Consider the following 15,435-nt stretch of genomic DNA (forward strand, 5'->3'; position numbering starts at 1 on the left):
TGTTCAACAAGGCCACCAAGCAGGCCGGCGCCGCCGGCGGCAAGGGCAGCATGGACCCCGCCGAGGGCCAGAAGCTGCTCGACTACATCGCCGAGATCGACAAGATCTTCTGGGAGACCAAGGCCGCTGCCTGACGAAGGCCCCCCCGTCACTGCCGGGCCCCGCGACCGCGGGTGCCCGGCAGTGCCGTCTCCGGGCAGCGCGCCACGCCGTCCCCGGGAGCGCTGACTGCCAGCCCGGTAGCCTCGGTGCGCGATGCGCATCGACCGGGCCGGCTGGCCCTTCCTCGCCGTTCCGTCGGTCACCGCGGCGGCGCTGTCCGCCGTGGGCCGCGCCACCGGGTCCCGGCCGGTCCGGCTGGCGGCGTGGCCGTTCCTGGCCCTCACCGGTTACATGGCGGTGTTCTTCCGCGACCCGGAGCGGCGGTGCGACACCGTGCCACCGCCGGACGACGAGGTCCTCTCCCCCGCCGACGGCGTGGTGATGGTGGCCGGGGAGCCCCAGCCCGGCGTCGCCCCCGAAGGCGACTGGCAGCAGGTCAGCGTCTTCCTCTCCGTCGTCGACGTGCACGTCAACCGCTCCCCCTACCGGGGCCGGGTGACGTCGGTCAGCTACCGGCCGGGCAGCTTCCTGGCCGCGTACCGCAAGGAGAGCGCGCACCGGAACGAGCGCAGCGAGCTGTGGCTCGCCGACGGCGAGCGCACGGTGGTGTTCCGGCAGATCGTCGGGGTGCTCGCCCGGCGGATCGTCACCCGGGTGCGAGAGGGTCAGCAGGTGGCCACCGGAGAACGGATCGGGCTGATGAAGTTCGGGTCGCGGATGGACGTCTTCGTGCCGCGCGAGTGCACGGTCACCGTCACCGAGGGGCAGCGGGTGCGCGGCGGCGAGACCGTCATCGCACGCTGGTCCCCTCCCGCCTGACATGCCTCCGGTGTCCGGCAGGCGGACGACGACGGTCGAGTTCGTCCGCGGTTCGATGCGCGGTGGACGGCGGCGGGCCCGGGCCTGGCTGCCCAGCCTGTTCACCCTGGCCAACATGCTGTGCGGCTTCGGCGCCATCCTGGTCTCCTTCCGCGGGGAGTACCGGCTGGCCTGCCTGCTGGTGGGGCTGTCGGTGGTCTTCGACATCGCCGACGGCGCGGTCGCCCGGCTGGTCGGCGCCGTGTCACCGTTCGGCCTGCAGTTCGACTCGCTGGCCGACCTGGTCTCCTTCGGCCTGGCCCCGTCGCTGGTCGTCTTCGCGCTCTTCTCCGACGGCCGCGACCAGTGGGACCCGCTGGGCTGGCTCGCCTGCTTCCTCTGGGTGGCGTGCGCCGCGATCCGGCTGGCGCGGTTCAACACCACGATCGACCCCACGGCGGACAAGCGGTACTTCACCGGGCTGCCCAGTCCCGGGGCGGCCGGCGTCGTGCTGGCCAGCGTGTTCGCCTTCGCCGACGCCATGCAGGGGCGCGACCGGCTGTGGGTGCTGCTGGTCCTGGTCGTCCCCGGCCTGCTGATGATCAGCAACGTCCGCTACCGGTCCTTCCGCTCGCTGGTGAGCCCGAAGAGCGGCAAGCCCTACGGTGTGGTCATCGCCGCGCTGCTGGTCGTCGCCGGGATGTCCACCGTGCCGGTGGTCACCGGCTGCGTGCTGGCCTACGGCTACCTGCTGTCCCCGCTGGTGATGCCGGTGGTCATGCCGCTGGGACGGCTCGTGCCGGACCGGGTGAAGGAGGCGCTGTCGTGACCGGGGTGCTGCCGTCGTGAGCGTGCGCCGCATCGAGCCCGACGACGTCCCGACCGTGCTGGGGCTGATCCGGGAGCTGGCCGCGTACGAGCAGGCCGAGCACGAGGCGCAGATGACCGCCGAGCAGCTGCACGGCGCCCTGTTCGGGGAGTCCCCGGCGCTGTTCGGGCACGTGGCGCTCGCCCCCGACGGCGCCGTGGCCGGCTTCGCGCTGTGGTTCCTCACCTTCTCCACCTGGCGCGGCACCCACGGCGTCCACCTGGAGGACCTCTACGTCCGCCCGGAGCACCGCGGCACGGGCCTGGGGCGCGAGCTGCTGCGCACGCTGGCCGAGGTCTGCGTAGAGCGCGGGTACGCGCGGCTGGAGTGGTCGGTGCTGGACTGGAACGCGCCGTCGATCGCGTTCTACAGAGCGGCCGGGGCCGTGCCGATGGACGAGTGGACGGTCTACCGGTTGACCGACGAGGCGCTCGGCTCCTTCGCCGCCGCCCGCCGGTGACCACCCCGACGGACGAGGAGGACGGCGTGACGACCGAGCGCAGCGAGTCCCTGTGCTGGCTGACCGACATGGACGGCGTGCTGGTGCACGAGGGCAACGCCCTGCCCGGTGCCGCGGAGTTCCTCCAGCGGCTGCGGGACCGGGAGCGGCGCTTCCTGGTGCTGACCAACAACTCGATCTTCACCCCGCGCGACCTGTCGGCGCGACTGGCCCGCAGCGGGCTGACCGTGCCGGAGGAGTTCATCTGGACGTCGGCGCTGGCGACGGCGGACTTCCTCTCCTCACAGCTGCCCGGCGGCTCGGCCTACGTGATCGGCGAGGCCGGGCTCACCACGGCGCTGTACGAGGCCGGCTACGTGCTGACCGACACCGACCCGGACTACGTGGTGCTGGGCGAGACCCGCACGTACTCCTTCGAGGCGATCACCCGGGCGATCCGGCTGGTCGGTGACGGGGCGCGGTTCATCGCGACCAACCCGGACGTGACCGGGCCGTCGCCCGAGGGCCCGCTCCCGGCCACCGGGTCGGTCGCGGCCATGATCACCAAGGCGACCGGCGCGGAGCCGTACTTCGTCGGGAAGCCCAACCCGATGATGTTCCGCAGTGCGATGAACCGGATCGAGGCCCACTCGGAGTCGACCACGATGGTCGGCGACCGGATGGACACCGATGTCGTGGCCGGCATCGAGGCCGGGCTGGACACCGTGCTGGTGCTCACCGGGTCGACCAAGGAGTCCGACGTGGCCCGCTTCCCGTTCCGCCCGGGCCGGGTGCTCCCCTCGATCGCCGAGGTCATCGACCTGGTCTAGTCCGGGGTCCCGGGGCCCACCCCCTCAGCGGTCCAGGAACGCCAGCCGGGCCTCGGGGGTGGCCAGCAGGTACAGCTCCAGCGCCACCAGGGCGAGCAGCGGCACCCCCACCAGCGGCTGGTCGGCCTGGAAGGCGGCGGTGTAGCCGATGACCCCCAGCAGCAGCTGCAGCACGATCACCGGCCCCCGCGCCCACCCGGCCACCCGCCACAGCCCGACGGCGGCAGCCCCCAGCAGCCCGGCGCCCAGCCCCACGTAGACGACCTCGGCCAGCGCCCGCGCCACGCTGCTCGGCTCCCCGGCGACGGCCAGGAAGAGCAGCAACAGGGCGAGAGCGGTCAGCCCCGCCGCCTCGACGGCCACCACCAGTGCGGCCCGGCGGACCGCGGGGGGCGCCTCGGGGCGGGCGCGCGCGGGCTTCGGCGCCGGCGGCTGCGCGGCGCCGCCGAGCAGCCCCTCGGCTCGGGGGCGCCGACGGCCGGGGGCGTTCGACTCCTCGCCAGACACGGCCCAGAGGCTACGCCGGGAGCCACCGGGCGAGTTGCCGGAGGACGCCGGAACGCGGCTGGCTATCTTGAGCCCATGCGTGCGCTGCTGGTGGCGAACCCGGCGGCGACGACCACCACCCGCAAGGTGCGGGACGTCCTGGTCCGGGCGCTGTCCAGCCAGCTCCAGGTGGAGGTCGTGGAGACCGCCCACCGCGGGCACGGACGCGAACTCGCGGCCCAGGCCGCGGCCGACGGCATCGACGTGGTGGTCACCCTGGGCGGCGACGGGACGGTCAACGAGGCGGTCAACGGCCTGCTCAGCACCGGTCCGGGCGACCGGGTACCCACCCTCGCCGTCGTCCCGGGCGGCTCGACCAACGTCTTCGCCCGGGCGCTGGGCCGTTCCCGCGACCCGGTCGAGGCCACCGGGGAGATCCTCGACTCGCTGCGCGCCGGACGGACCCGGCTGGTCTCCCTCGGCACCGCCTCGGCCCGGGTGACGGGCGAGGACGCCGCGGCGAGCCAGGACCGGAGCACCGGCCCGGAGGAGTGGACCGACCCGCGCTGGTTCGTGTTCGCCGCCGGCATGGGCTTCGACGCCGACGTGATCTCCCGCGTGGAGGCGCAGCGGGCCCGTGGTCGCCGGTCCAGCGGAGCGTTGTACGTCCGCGCCGGTCTCGACGCCTTCGTCGTCGGCCGCGACCGGCGCCGCCCCCCGCTGACCCTCACGGTGCCGGGTGAGCCGCCCGTCGACGGGCTGTTCCTGGCACTGCTGTCCAACGTGAGCCCGTGGACCTACCTGGGTTCCCGGCCGGTCAACCCGAGCCCGGAGGCGTCCTTCGACACCGGCCTGGACGTCTTCGCCATGGGGCGGGTCGGCGTGGTCCGGATGCTGCACCACGTCCGCCAGGTGATGGCTGCGCGGCCCGACGCCCGGGGTCGCGGCGTGCACCGCTGGCACGACCTCCCCGAGCTGACCCTGACCGCGACCCGCCCCCAGGGGTGGCAGCTGGACGGCGACCACCTCGGCACCACGACCGGGTTGCGGGTGCGCTCGGTGCCCGCCGCGCTGCGCGTCGTCGTCTGACGAAGGACCTCGTCCCTCCCCACCACTCGCTCCGCTCGCGGCGGGCCCCGGGAACGAGGCCGCTCCAGCACCTCACCCCCGCTCGCGGCGGGCCGGGAGGGCGGCCGGACAGCACGAGTGGCGAGGGCCGCACACCCGTGGTGAGCTTCCTCACGAGCACCGGTGAACAGGGTGGAGTCTGCTTGACAGCCCGGCGTCTCGTGAAACCATCACAAGCAAGCAACCTGCCGGTAACAAGGCAGGCGGTCGCCGTTCACGGCGCCGGACCACCGGTGCGTTGATCTGCGGGGGCGGTCTTCAGGGCCGGCGATCGGCTGCCCACCGGTAGCACCCAGACGAGATCGAGGAGTACACAGCCATGGACTGGCGCCACCGCGCGCTCTGCCGGGACGAGGACCCGGAGCTCTTCTTCCCGATCGGGACGACGGGGCCTGCGCACGTCCAGATCGAGCAGGCCAAGGCTGTGTGCCGCCGTTGCCCGGTCGTGGAGTCGTGCCTGGAGTGGGCACTGAGCTCCGGCCAGGACTCCGGCGTCTGGGGCGGCCTGTCCGAGGACGAGCGCCGCGCCCTCAAGCGCCGCACCGCCCGCACGAGGGTCCGCACCGCCTGAGCACAGCCCCCAGCCGGGTCGACAGGGGCCGCTTCGCATCCGCGAGGCGGCCCCTGTCGCATCTGCTCACCGCCGCGGGCGGCCGGCGCCCGGCAGGCTGAGCACGACCTCGGTGCCCGGCCCACCGCCGGCAGGCGGCCCCATCTCCAGCGTGCCGTGCAGCTCGCTGGTGACCAGCGTGCGAACGATCTGCAGTCCCAGACCGGTGCTCGCGGCCGGGTCGAAGTCCAGGGGCAGGCCCCGCCCGTCGTCGTGCACCCGCACCTCGAGGTCGGCGCCGTCCCGGCGGGCGTGGAGCACGATCGTGCCGGGCGAGCCGTCCTCGAACGCGTGCTCGGCGGCGTTGTGCAGCAGCTCGGTCACCGCCATGACCAGCGGCGTCGCCGCGGCCGCGGGCAGCTCCCCCAGCCGGCCGTCGCGCTTGATCCGCGCCGCCGGCCCCACCGAGGTCACGTCGCCGAGCATCGGCAGGACCTGGTCGAGGACGTCGTCGACGTCCACGACGTCCTCCCGGCTCCCGGCCAGCGTCTCGTGCACCACCGCGATCGAGGCGACCCGGCGCACCGACTCCTGCAGCGCCGCCCGGGCGGCCGGCTCGGTCATCCGGCGGGCCTGCAGCCGCAGCAGCGCCGCGACGGTCTGCAGGTTGTTCTTCACCCGGTGGTGGATCTCCCGGATGGTGGCGTCCTTCGTCATCAGCGCGCGGTCCCGCCGGCGGACGTCGGTGACGTCGCGGACCAGCACCAGCGCGCCCTCCTCCGCTCCGGGGGCCTGCAGCGGCAGCGCGCGGACCAGCATCGTCGCCGCGTCGTTCTCCACGTCCATCGGATCGGGGAACCGGCCGGCCACCGCCGCGTTGATGCTCGCCGCCACCGCCTCGCCGGCCACCCGGTCGGCCGAGACGCCGCGGGTCACCTCGGCGAGGTCCGCGCCGACGACGTCGCCGATGACCCCCATCCGCCGGTAGGCCGACAGCGCGTTGGGGCTGGCGTAAACGGCGCGACCGGCCGCGTCCAGCCGGACCAGGCCATCGCCGACCCGGGGGCTCATCTCCGCGTCGTCGAGCATCCGCGGCGGGAACGTGCCGGCGGCCACCATCAGCGACAGGTCGGCGGCGATGTCGAGGTAGGTCAGCTCGAGCGTGGACGGCGCCCGGGTGACCGCGAGGTTGGTGTCCTTGGCCAGCACCGCGACCACCACGCCGTCGTGCCGGACGGGGATGACCTCACGCCGGCGCGGGGCGGTCCCCGACCAGTCCGGCTCCCCCTCGGTGACCGGGCGCCCGTCGGTGTGCGCCTGCACCAGCTGGGCGGCGTCGTCGCCGCTGAGCTCGGTGCCGATCAGGTCGTCGGGCTGGCTGGTGGGCGCGGTCAGCGGACGGACCTGGGCCACGCACCACCACGCGCCGTCCTGCAGGGGCACCCACAGCGTCAGGTCGGCGAACGCGAGGTCGGCCAGCAGCTGCCAGTCGGCGACCAGCCGGCGGGCGTGGTCGACCTGGGACGGGCTCGCCGCAGAGCTCCGGGTCAGTCGTTCGGACAGGCTGCTCATGGTGACCCGGAGCCTAGGCGTGGGCCGGGACGGACGGGCCACCTACCCTGCGCTGGTGACTCGCAGCGCCGCCGTCGACACCGGCCTCGCCCGCCCCGACGAGCACGACCGGATCGGCCGGCTCACCGCCGGTGTCTACACCGCGGAAGGGCTGGCCTCGCCCGAGTACGCCCAGCAGCTCGCCGACGTCGCCGGCCGGGCCGACCGGGCGGAGCTGCTCGTCGCCCGGGACGGCGACGGCGAGGTGGTGGGCAGCGTGGCCCTGGTGCTCACCGGCGACTTCGGCCAGGTCACCGAGTCCGAGGACGAGGCGGCCTTCCGGATGCTGGTGGTCGACCCCGCGGCGCGCGGCCGGGGAGTGGGCGAGGCGCTCGTCCAGGCCTGCCTGGACCGCGCCCGGGCGGCCGGCAAGCGGCGGATGCTGCTCACCACCGGGCCGCAGATGACGACGGCGCACCGCCTCTACGAGCGGCTGGGCTTCACCCGGCTGCCCTCGCGGGACTGGAGCCCGGTCCCCGGCATCGACCTGCGGGTGTACGCGCGGCAGCTGTGACGACCGACCGGGTGCCCAGGCCGCGGACCACCGCCCGGTTGACGCTGCTGCCGTGGCGGCTGGTGACCGACGCCCAGAAGGACGCCCTCGTCACGGCGTGGGACGACCCCGCGGTCTGGCGGTACGTCGGCGCGGGCCGCGACGGCTTCACCCGCGCCGACCTCGACGGCGCTCTGCAGCGGGCGGCCGAGCGGGCGCAGCTCGACGACGAGTTCCTCGTCGTCCGCACCTCCGACGGCGCCGTCCTCGGGACGTGCGGCCTGTACCCGGCGTCGGTCGACGGTGGCGACGCCGACGAGACCGACCTCGGCTACCGGTACGGCCGGCTGTCCTGGGGCCGGGGCTTCGGGCTCGAGGCGGCGGCCGAGGTGCTGCGCTGGGCCGTGGAGGAGCGCGGTCTGGAGCGGGTCGGCAGCAGCGTGCAGGCACCGAACGAGGCCAGCCACCGGATCCTGCGGCGTGGGGTTCACCCACACGGGGACGCGGCCGGTCCCAGGCGATCCCACGCGCACCGCGGACTGGTACGTCTGGACGATGCCGGGCCGATCGGGCTAGGCGACGACGGTGGCGATGAGGTCGCCCTCCTGAAGCACCTCACCCTCCACCACGTGCATCTCCTCGACCACGCCGGCCCGCTCGGTGAGCACCGGGATCTCCATCTTCATCGACTCCAGGATCACCAGCGTGTCCCCGGCCGCGACCTGCGCCCCAGGGGCCACCAGGACCTTCCAGACGCTGGAGACCATCTCGGCGTGGATCTCCTCGACCGCCACCGGCGCGCCTCCTCGTGTCGACGTCCCCACCGACCGGCGGGGACGACCATGAAAGCACGCCCGTCGGTCAGCTGCGGTCGGGCACCAGCGGGCCGGCGATCCGGTGCAGCACCTGGCAGACCGCGGCGCCGTCGTGCGGCACGCCGGTGTCCGGCAGGCCGGTGAGCACGTCGGCGACCGCCCGTGCCGCACCCGTGACCTCCGGCGCCGCCGAGCTGACCGTCGCCAGCAATGCGTCGTACCAGCCGTCCAGCCGGTCCCCGGGGTCGTAGCCGCGGACCGCGACCACCTCCCGGTCGGCACCCAGCACGCTCCCCGGCCGGAGCTCCGGCAGGCGCCCGGTGACCCGGCCGGCGACCCCCGGCGCGAGGGTGGCGCGCAGCTGGACGGCGACCGCCGGTCGGGCCTCGGCGGCGCCCCCCTCGTCGGACGCGCCGTCGACGGACGCGCCGTCGACGGCGCTGCGGAGCGAGAGCTCGACCGCGTCCACGCCGTGCGAGCGCTCCAGGACGGCCATGTCCAGGGAGAAGCCGGCGGCCACCTCGGCCAGCTCCCCGTCGGGGTCGATGCCCACGGTGACCAGTCCGCGCCAGCCCAGCTCGGGCAGCCGGCGCGCCGCGGCGGGCAGCGGGCCGAGCCCCTCCGCGGGGGTCCAGCTGACCCGCGGGGTGCCGCCGGCCCGGTCGCGCACCACCGGGGTGACGTACCGCAGCGCGTCCTCGGTCACCCAGGCGAGGAAGCCGCGCTCGCTGGCCGGCTCGACCCCGTCGCCCCCCAGCCGCTCGAGCACCTCCGCGTGCGGGCCGATCCAGGTGAGCCCCGCCTCGGCCACCGCGGCGGCGAGCCGGGCGTTGCCGGCCAGCGCGGGCGGGACCGGCAGCACGGCGCGCACCCGGGTCCGGCGGGCGGCCTCGACGATGCGCCGCACGTCGAGGTAGGAGTCGGCCGCGGGCGCGGGCCCGAGGAGCACCGACTCGTCGGCCATCCGGACGTGCCGGGCGTCCTGCTCGACCTCGGAGCAGACCGCGACCGCCTTGACCCCCAGCCGCGTGCAGGCCGCGATCACCGCGCACGCCGCCGGCCCCCGGCCGGCGACCAGCACGCTCTCCACCGCCGTCTGGGCCACCCCGTCCCCCGTCCCCGGCCTGCTGCCGGCGTCATCGCCACGACTCGTCGCCACCACGCGCCCCGGAGCCTGGCAGGTGCCGGCCGGGCACCGCACCACCGCACGGCGGCAGCCCGGAGCGTGAGATCCTCGTCCGGTCAGCTTGGCCGGTCCGGGTGCTCTCCGCACCCTGCACCCGGTCGGCGATCACCGGCCGGGGCAGCACCCCGGCGACCCGACCCGGAGTGAGGAGGCAGCGATGTCCAAGCGTGGACGCAAGCGGCGCGCCCGCAAGAAGAGCGGCGCCAACCACGGCAAGCGCCCCAACGCCTGACAAGGCGGACAGGGCCGAGGGGCGCCCCTCTCGCCTCAGGCGGAGGGGCGCTCCCCCGGGAGCTGCTCGGTGTAGGTCTCCACGCTGGACCGCTCGACGCGGACCTGCGTGCCGTCCTCCTCGAAGGAGACGGTGGTCAGCTGCACCTTGATCCGGTCCCGCAGGCCGGGCGGCGGGGCGTCCCCGCCGCAGCGGCGCCGCACCAGCGCCTTGAACTCCTGCTCGATGCCGAACTGCCGCAGGCAGGGCGAGCAGTCCTCGAGGTGCTCGGCGATCACCGACCGGCGGGCGTCGTCGGTCTCGTGGTCGAGGAACTCGAACACGTGCGAGAGGACGTCGTCACAGGAGGCGATCCCGACGTCGTCGTGCCCGCCGTGCTCTCCCGGTGTCCGGTGCGTTCCGTCGTGAGCGTCGGTGCTCATGAGCGGGTCGCCTCCTCCGTGGCCCCCGCGCGGACGAAGCCGCGCTCCCGGGCGTAGTCGGCCAGCAGCTTCTGCAGTCCGCGGCGACCGCGGTGCAGGCGGGACATCACCGTGCCGATGGGCGTGCCCATGATCTCGGCGATCTCCTTGTAGGCGAAGCCCTCGACGTCGGCGAGGTACACCGCCAGACGGAAGTCCTCCGGCAGCTGCTGGAGGGCGTCCTTGATGTCGGAGTCGGGCAGGTGGTCCAGCGCCTCGATCTCCGCCGAGCGCAACCCGCTGGAGGTGTGCTCCTCCGCGGCGTACAGCTGCCAGTCCTGCACCTGGTCGGTGGGGTACTGCTGCGGCTGCCGCTGCTTCTTGCGGTAGCTGTTGATGTAGGTGTTCGTCAGGATCCGGTACAGCCAGGCCTTGAGGTTCGTGCCCTCGGCGAACTGGTGGAACGCGGAGTAGGCCTTGACGAACGTCTCCTGGACCAGGTCCTCGGCGTCGGCCGGGTTGCGGGTCATCCGCAGGGCCGCCGGGTACAGCTGGTCGAGGTAGGGCAGGGCGTCACGCTCGAACCGGGCGTCACGCTGCGCCCGCGACTCCGCGAGCTCGCTCCGACTGCCGTCGGCGCGGGCCTCCGGCGTCTCCTCACGCTGGTCCGGCTGCGCTGCAGCCGCGCCCGCCTCGACGACGGGGTTCTCGACCGTGGGCTCCTCGGGCACCGACCGTCCTCTCTGCGGCGCCCGGGAACGGGGCACCACGTCGGACGATCCTAGCCGGGACCGGTCGGGACGGCCGGGGGGACGACGGGACGGGGCGGCGCTGCGCGCGGTCCGCGCCGCCGCGCCCGGGGCTGTGCTGCTCACGGCCGGTGCAACCGAGCACCCCCCGGGAGGATTCCCGCGACGGTGGTCACCGGGAACTCCGTCGTCCCGGCCGCCCCGGCGCTCTAGGGTCACCGGCTGTGGCGGCGACCCCGGCGGTACGGGCCCTGGAACGGGCGGAGGCGGCGTTCGCCCTGCACCAGTACGAACCGGCCGACGGTGCCGCTGGGCACGGTCACGGCGAGGTGGCGGTGGCCGCGCTCGGCGCCGACCCGGCCCGGGTGCTCAAGACCCTGGTGACCCGCGTCGACGGTGCGCTCACCGTCGCGGTCGTGCCGGTCAGCGGGCACCTGGACCTGAAGGCGCTGGCCGCCGCCGCCGGGGGCCGGAAGGCCGCGATGGCCGACCCGGTCGACGCCGAGCGGGCCACCGGCTACGTGCGTGGCGGGATCAGCCCGCTGGGCCAGCGCAAGGCGCTGCCCACGGTGGTCGACGACTCGGCGCTGGGCTTCGCCACGGTGCTGGTGAGCGCCGGCCGGCGCGGGCTGCAGGTGGAGCTGGCACCGGCGGACCTGGTGCGGCTCACCCGGGCCCGTACCGCGCCGATCGCGCGCCTGTGACCGACCCGCTCGGCGGCGGTGCGCCAGCGGGCGGTGCGCTCAGCGGGCGGTGGTCGCGTAGGGGGTGAGCAGCTGGTCGACCGGGGCGAAGTCGTCGGTGAGCACGCCGGCGTCGCCGATGAACCGGTCCAGCTCCTCCCCCGTCGCCACCTGCCAGGCCAGCTGCCGCTCGTCGAGAGCGGCGGCGATCCTCTCGACGGGCAGCGGCTGCTGCGAGGCGACGGCGACGACGTTCCCGCCGTCCTCCCCGGCCAGCACCGGGGCGCGGGCCAGCAGCGCGACGTGGCCGAACACCTCGCGCAGGGTCGCCAGCTCCGCGCGGACGAACCCCAGCGGCGGGTGGTCGATGAGGTTGACCGCGTAGACGCCGTCCTCGGCCAAGGCGTCGTCGACCAGGCGCAGCGCCTCGACCGTGGTCAGCTGCCAGGGCACCGAGAGACCGCCGAAGGCGTCGCCCACGACCAGGTCGCGCTGCCCGGCCCGCTCCTCCCCCAGGCCGACCCGGCCGTCCCCGACCCGCACCTGCAGCTCCGCGGACTGCTCCAGACCCAGCTCCTGCTCGTCGATGGCGACCACCCCCGGGTCGACCTCGAGCACCCGGCCGACCGTGCCCGGCCGGACCGCGGCGAGGTAGCGGGGCAGCGTGAGACCCCCGCCCCCGACGTGCAGCGCCGACAGCGGCTCTTCTGCCGGCGCCATCGCGTCGGTCACCGAGGCGATCGCCTGCACGTACTCGAACTCCAGGTAGGTGGGGTCGGCGAGGTCGACGTAGGAGTGCCGCAGCGTGTCCAGCTGCAGCACCCGGCCGGTGGGCCGCTCCGGGTCGGCGGTGACCCGCGCGCAGTGGTAGGCGGTCTCCCGCTCGCACGGGGTGGGGGCGACCGCGGCGAGCAGCGGCGCCGCCAGCGCCAGCACGACCAGCCCTGCAGGCACCCGCCCGGACCCGGCCGGCCCGCGGCGCCTCAGCAGCACCGCCAGGACGAGCCCGGCGACCACCACGACCAGCCCCGTGCCGACCAGGATGACGCTGCTGGGCAGCACGGCGACCAGCAGGAAGCCGGTGGCGAAGGTGGCCACGATCCCGCCGAGGGTGCCGATGCCGGACAGCTGCCCGACCACCGAGCCGGTCTGCGCGAGGCTGCCCAGCTGCAGCGCCACGACCATCGGCGGGACGGCGGACAGCAGCGCCGCCGGAACGACGACGGCGACCGCGGCCAGCAACAGCACGTTGCCCGCCGCAGCGCCGGTGAGCAGGTCACCGGCGAAGCGCACGAGGGGCAGCACCGCAACGATCAGGCCGCCACCGGCCACCATCAGCGGGGCGATCAGCCGGCGCGGATCGGTCCGGTCCGCCGCCGCACCGCCGGCCCAGGCGCCCACGGCGATGGCGGCCAGCGCGAAGCCGATCACCGCGGTGCTGGTCTGCAGCGTGATGCCGACGTAGGGGGCGATCAGCCGCAGCCCGACCACCTCGAGCACGAGCACCGCGCCGGAGGAGAGGAACGTGACCCCGGCGGCGACCCAGCCGGGCAGGGCGCGGGATGCCTCCGCGGTCCGGTCGGCGGCGGGTGGGGCGGACGGTTCGGCGCTCAGCGGGGCTCCTCGGCTGCGGGGCGGGAGAGGTGGCGGGTCAGAACAGGACGGGCTGGTCGGCCGGCTCGCTGACCGACTCGACCCGGGCGGTCAGCTGCGGGCCGTTGTGCGCGACGTTGCCGACGCCCGTGCCGACGGGGCGGATCTCCAGCCGCTCGACGAACTCCGGCGGGGTCGGGGCGGCCACCTCGGTGACGTCCTGACGCTCGGGGTCCAGCCACTCCGCCCACCGTTCGGGCGGCAGCACCAGCGGCATCCGCGGGTGCACCTCGGTCAGCGCGCCGACCGCCGGCGCCGTCACCACCGTGCAGGTGTAGAGCCGGTCCTCGCCGCGGCCCCAGACCTCCCACAGCCCGGCGAATGCCAGGCCCGCGCCGTCCTCCGGGGTCACGTAGTACGGCTGCTTGCCGGGCCGGTCGGCGCGCGGCGCCCACTCGTACCAGCCGTCGGCGGGTACCAGGCAGCGACGGCTCGCCGCGGCGGTGCGGAACGCCGGCTTCTCGGTCAACGACTCCACCCGGGCGTTGAGCATCCGGTTGCCGATCGTGACGTCCTTGGCCCAGGAGGGCACCAGCCCCCAGCGGACGACGCGCAGCTCCCGGTGCCCACCGCCGGTCAGCGCCCCCTCGGCGTCGCGTTCCTTCTTGTGCCGGACGACGTACACGTCCTTGGTCGGCGCGACGTTGTAGTCCGCGGGCAGCGCGGGCTGCCCCTCGGCGGCGACCGCCTCGAACTCGACCACCAGGTCCTCAGGACGCCGGCTGGCGGCGTAGCGACCACACATGACGACTCCTCCGCGCGCGCCGGCGGCACCGGCGACCAGCAGCGAGCCTAGGTGCGTCTTCCGTCCCGCGCCCCGACCCGTGCGCGCACCGCCCGTCGGCGGTAGGACGGGGAGGCACAGAGCCGACCCAGCGCGATGGAGGCACGACGACGTGACGACCCAGGCTCCGCCCACCGAGCACCCCAAGACCGCCAGCGACGCCGGCGACCGCCCGTACGCGACGATCGACCCGGCCACCGGACGCACCGAGCAGGAGTTCCCCTTCCTGGAGACCGCGGAGGTCGACGGCGTCGTCGAGCGGGCGCACGCCGCCTTCGGCGAGTGGCGCCGCCGTCCGGTCGCCGAGCGCGCCGCGATCGTGGGCCGCATCGGCGAGCTGATGCGCGAGCGGCGCGACGACCTGGGCGCCCTCATCACCAAGGAGATGGGCAAGCGCATCCAGGAGGCGACCGGCGAGGCGATGCTCGTCTCGATGATCTTCGACTGGTACGCCGAGAAGGGCCCGGGCTTCCTGACCCCCAAGCGCATCGACGTCATGGAGGGCGAGGCGGTCGTCGTCAACGAGCCGGTCGGCGTCCTGCTGGCCATCGAGCCGTGGAACTTCCCCCTCTACCAGGTTGCCCGCGTGGTGGCCCCCAACCTCGTGCTGGGCAACGTGGTGCTGCTCAAGCACGCGGAGAACAACCCGCAGACCGCCCTGGCCCTGGAGCAGCTCCTCCACGACGCCGGCGTCCCCGAGGGCGTCTACACCAACCTGTTCCTGCGGATCTCCGACGTCGAGCGGGTGATCGCCCACCCGCACGTGCAGGGCGTCACGCTCACCGGCAGCGCCCGCGCCGGCAGCAGCGTCGCCTCGCTGGCCGGCAAGCACCTGAAGAAGTCGGTGCTCGAGCTCGGCGGCAGCGACCCGTTCATCGTGCTCGACGCCCCCGACGTCTCGCAGACCGTCCAGGCGGCCACGATCTCCCGCACGCTCAACACCGGGCAGGCCTGCATCGCCGCCAAGCGGTTCATCGTGATGGACGACGTGTACGACGAGTTCGTCGCCGGCCTGACCGAGGCCTTCCGCGGGCTCCGGCCCGGCGACCCGGCGGACCCGGCGACCACGCTGGGCCCGCTGTCCTCCGAGCGGGCCGCGCAGGACTTCACCGCCCAGGTGCAGGACGCGATCGACAAGGGCGCCACGGTGCTCGTCGGCGGTGGCCGGCCGGAGCGGGAGGGTGCCTTCGTCAACGCGACCCTGCTGGCCGACGTCACCCCGGAGATGCGCGCCTACCGCGAGGAGCTGTTCGGCCCCGCCGCGGTCGTGTACCGCGTCTCCAGCGAGGACGAGGCGGTCCGGCTGGCCAACGACACCGAGTTCGGGCTGAGCGCGTCGGTGTTCTCCGCCGACGTCGAGCGGGCCCGCGCCGTCGCCGACCGGGTCGAGTCCGGGATGGTCTGGATCAACTCGCCGTCGGGCACCTCCCCGGAGCTGCCCTTCGGCGGGGTGAAGCGCTCCGGCTACGGCCGGGAGCTCTCCGAGCTGGGCATGTTCGAGTTCGCCAACCAGCGGCTGGTGCGCACCGTCGGCACGCCGAAGCCGGAGTCGGTCGAGGCCGAGGCCGGCTGACCGCGTGGTCCGGGGTGGCGGCCGCAGGCGCCGTCGCCCCGGACCCCCGTGCCC

19 protein-coding genes and 1 pseudogene are annotated in these 15,435 nt (G+C 74.7%); 12 read left to right on the forward strand and 8 right to left on the reverse strand.

Annotated features, from left to right (window positions below; translation table 11 throughout):
- The 5 genes from ACI795_RS15575 to ACI795_RS15595 all read left to right on the forward strand — a co-directional run.
- On the forward strand, positions 1–134 hold a 134-nt coding region (locus ACI795_RS15575; RefSeq protein WP_457076512.1), incomplete at its 5' end, for a superoxide dismutase [Ni].
- 121 nt (positions 135–255) lie between these two features.
- Positions 256–921: a phosphatidylserine decarboxylase gene (locus ACI795_RS15580; protein WP_457076445.1), complete on the forward strand. Its 666-nt coding sequence runs from the start codon at positions 256–258 to the stop codon at positions 919–921.
- A 1-nt stretch (position 922) separates the two neighbouring features.
- On the forward strand, positions 923–1,729 hold the full coding sequence (pssA, locus tag ACI795_RS15585; RefSeq protein WP_457076446.1) for a CDP-diacylglycerol--serine O-phosphatidyltransferase: 807 nt from the start codon (positions 923–925) through the stop codon (positions 1,727–1,729).
- 16 nt (positions 1,730–1,745) lie between these two features.
- Positions 1,746–2,228, forward strand: a complete 483-nt coding sequence (locus ACI795_RS15590; protein ID WP_457076447.1) for an N-acetyltransferase family protein — start codon at positions 1,746–1,748, stop codon at positions 2,226–2,228.
- 26 nt (positions 2,229–2,254) lie between these two features.
- Positions 2,255–3,037 (forward strand): HAD-IIA family hydrolase, encoded by a 783-nt coding sequence (locus tag ACI795_RS15595; RefSeq protein ID WP_457076448.1) that lies wholly within the window; start codon positions 2,255–2,257, stop codon positions 3,035–3,037.
- 24 nt (positions 3,038–3,061) lie between these two features.
- Here the strand turns inward: ACI795_RS15595 and ACI795_RS15600 are convergent, their stop codons facing one another.
- Complete coding sequence (locus tag ACI795_RS15600) at positions 3,062–3,544, reverse strand: hypothetical protein (protein WP_457076449.1); 483 nt, start codon at positions 3,542–3,544, stop codon at positions 3,062–3,064.
- Positions 3,545–3,619: 75 nt separating this feature from the next.
- On the opposite strand from ACI795_RS15600, the gene ACI795_RS15605 reads away from it, so the two are divergent.
- Positions 3,620–4,612 (forward strand): diacylglycerol/lipid kinase family protein, encoded by a 993-nt coding sequence (locus ACI795_RS15605; protein ID WP_457076450.1) that lies wholly within the window; start codon positions 3,620–3,622, stop codon positions 4,610–4,612.
- A 358-nt stretch (positions 4,613–4,970) separates the two neighbouring features.
- Positions 4,971–5,222: a WhiB family transcriptional regulator gene (locus ACI795_RS15610; RefSeq protein ID WP_457076451.1), complete on the forward strand. Its 252-nt coding sequence runs from the start codon at positions 4,971–4,973 to the stop codon at positions 5,220–5,222.
- Positions 5,223–5,288: 66 nt separating this feature from the next.
- Here ACI795_RS15610 and ACI795_RS15615 read toward each other — a convergent pair whose 3' ends face one another.
- On the reverse strand, positions 5,289–6,773 hold the full coding sequence (locus tag ACI795_RS15615) for a sensor histidine kinase (RefSeq protein ID WP_457076452.1): 1,485 nt from the start codon (positions 6,771–6,773) through the stop codon (positions 5,289–5,291).
- A 55-nt stretch (positions 6,774–6,828) separates the two neighbouring features.
- Here ACI795_RS15615 and ACI795_RS15620 point away from each other — a divergent pair, with 55 nt between their 5' ends.
- Positions 6,829–7,326 carry a GNAT family N-acetyltransferase gene (locus tag ACI795_RS15620; RefSeq protein WP_457076453.1) on the forward strand — a complete coding sequence of 166 codons (498 nt, stop codon included), beginning with the start codon at positions 6,829–6,831 and terminating at the stop codon, positions 7,324–7,326.
- 11 nt (positions 7,327–7,337) lie between these two features.
- Positions 7,338–7,775: pseudogene (locus ACI795_RS15625) on the forward strand (GNAT family N-acetyltransferase); the annotation flags it as partial.
- Positions 7,776–7,877: 102 nt separating this feature from the next.
- On the opposite strand, the gene ACI795_RS15630 reads toward ACI795_RS15625, so the two are convergent.
- Together ACI795_RS15630 and ACI795_RS15635 are read right to left on the reverse strand one after the other, a co-directional pair.
- On the reverse strand, positions 7,878–8,099 hold the full coding sequence (locus ACI795_RS15630; protein ID WP_457076454.1) for a biotin/lipoyl-binding carrier protein: 222 nt from the start codon (positions 8,097–8,099) through the stop codon (positions 7,878–7,880).
- A 67-nt stretch (positions 8,100–8,166) separates the two neighbouring features.
- Positions 8,167–9,225, reverse strand: coding sequence for a biotin carboxylase N-terminal domain-containing protein (locus ACI795_RS15635; RefSeq protein WP_457076455.1), 1,059 nt, complete (start codon positions 9,223–9,225; stop codon positions 8,167–8,169).
- A gap of 238 nt (positions 9,226–9,463) precedes the next feature.
- Here ACI795_RS15635 and ACI795_RS15640 point away from each other — a divergent pair, with 238 nt between their 5' ends.
- Positions 9,464–9,538 carry a 50S ribosomal protein bL37 gene (locus ACI795_RS15640; protein ID WP_014742531.1) on the forward strand — a complete coding sequence of 25 codons (75 nt, stop codon included), beginning with the start codon at positions 9,464–9,466 and terminating at the stop codon, positions 9,536–9,538.
- Between the two features lie 35 nt (positions 9,539–9,573).
- On the opposite strand, the gene rsrA is transcribed toward ACI795_RS15640, so the two are convergent.
- Together rsrA and ACI795_RS15650 are read right to left on the reverse strand one after the other, a co-directional pair.
- A complete protein-coding gene (gene rsrA / locus ACI795_RS15645; protein ID WP_457076456.1) occupies positions 9,574–9,960 on the reverse strand; it encodes a mycothiol system anti-sigma-R factor in 387 nt (128 codons plus the stop codon).
- Positions 9,957–10,670 (reverse strand): sigma-70 family RNA polymerase sigma factor, encoded by a 714-nt coding sequence (locus ACI795_RS15650; RefSeq protein ID WP_457076457.1) that lies wholly within the window; start codon positions 10,668–10,670, stop codon positions 9,957–9,959. The genes rsrA and ACI795_RS15650 overlap by 4 nt, the downstream gene beginning before the upstream one ends.
- Before the next feature lie 242 nt (positions 10,671–10,912).
- Between ACI795_RS15650 and ybaK the strand changes: the two genes are divergently transcribed.
- Complete coding sequence (gene ybaK / locus ACI795_RS15655; RefSeq protein WP_457076458.1) at positions 10,913–11,392, forward strand: Cys-tRNA(Pro) deacylase; 480 nt, start codon at positions 10,913–10,915, stop codon at positions 11,390–11,392.
- 39 nt (positions 11,393–11,431) lie between these two features.
- Here the strand turns inward: ybaK and ACI795_RS15660 are convergent, their stop codons facing one another.
- Entirely contained in the window at positions 11,432–12,877 is a 1,446-nt protein-coding gene (locus tag ACI795_RS15660; protein WP_457076459.1) for a fused MFS/spermidine synthase, read from the reverse strand.
- Positions 12,878–13,022: 145 nt separating this feature from the next.
- Positions 13,023–13,769 carry an SOS response-associated peptidase gene (locus ACI795_RS15665; protein ID WP_457076460.1) on the reverse strand — a complete coding sequence of 249 codons (747 nt, stop codon included), beginning with the start codon at positions 13,767–13,769 and terminating at the stop codon, positions 13,023–13,025.
- 151 nt (positions 13,770–13,920) lie between these two features.
- Here ACI795_RS15665 and ACI795_RS15670 point away from each other — a divergent pair, with 151 nt between their 5' ends.
- The gene (locus tag ACI795_RS15670; protein WP_457076461.1) at positions 13,921–15,381 is read left to right on the forward strand and encodes an NAD-dependent succinate-semialdehyde dehydrogenase; all 1,461 of its coding nucleotides are present in this window, start codon (positions 13,921–13,923) and stop codon (positions 15,379–15,381) included.
- Positions 15,382–15,435 lie beyond the last annotated feature (54 nt).

This window comes from Modestobacter sp. SYSU DS0290, from assembly GCF_054050955.1.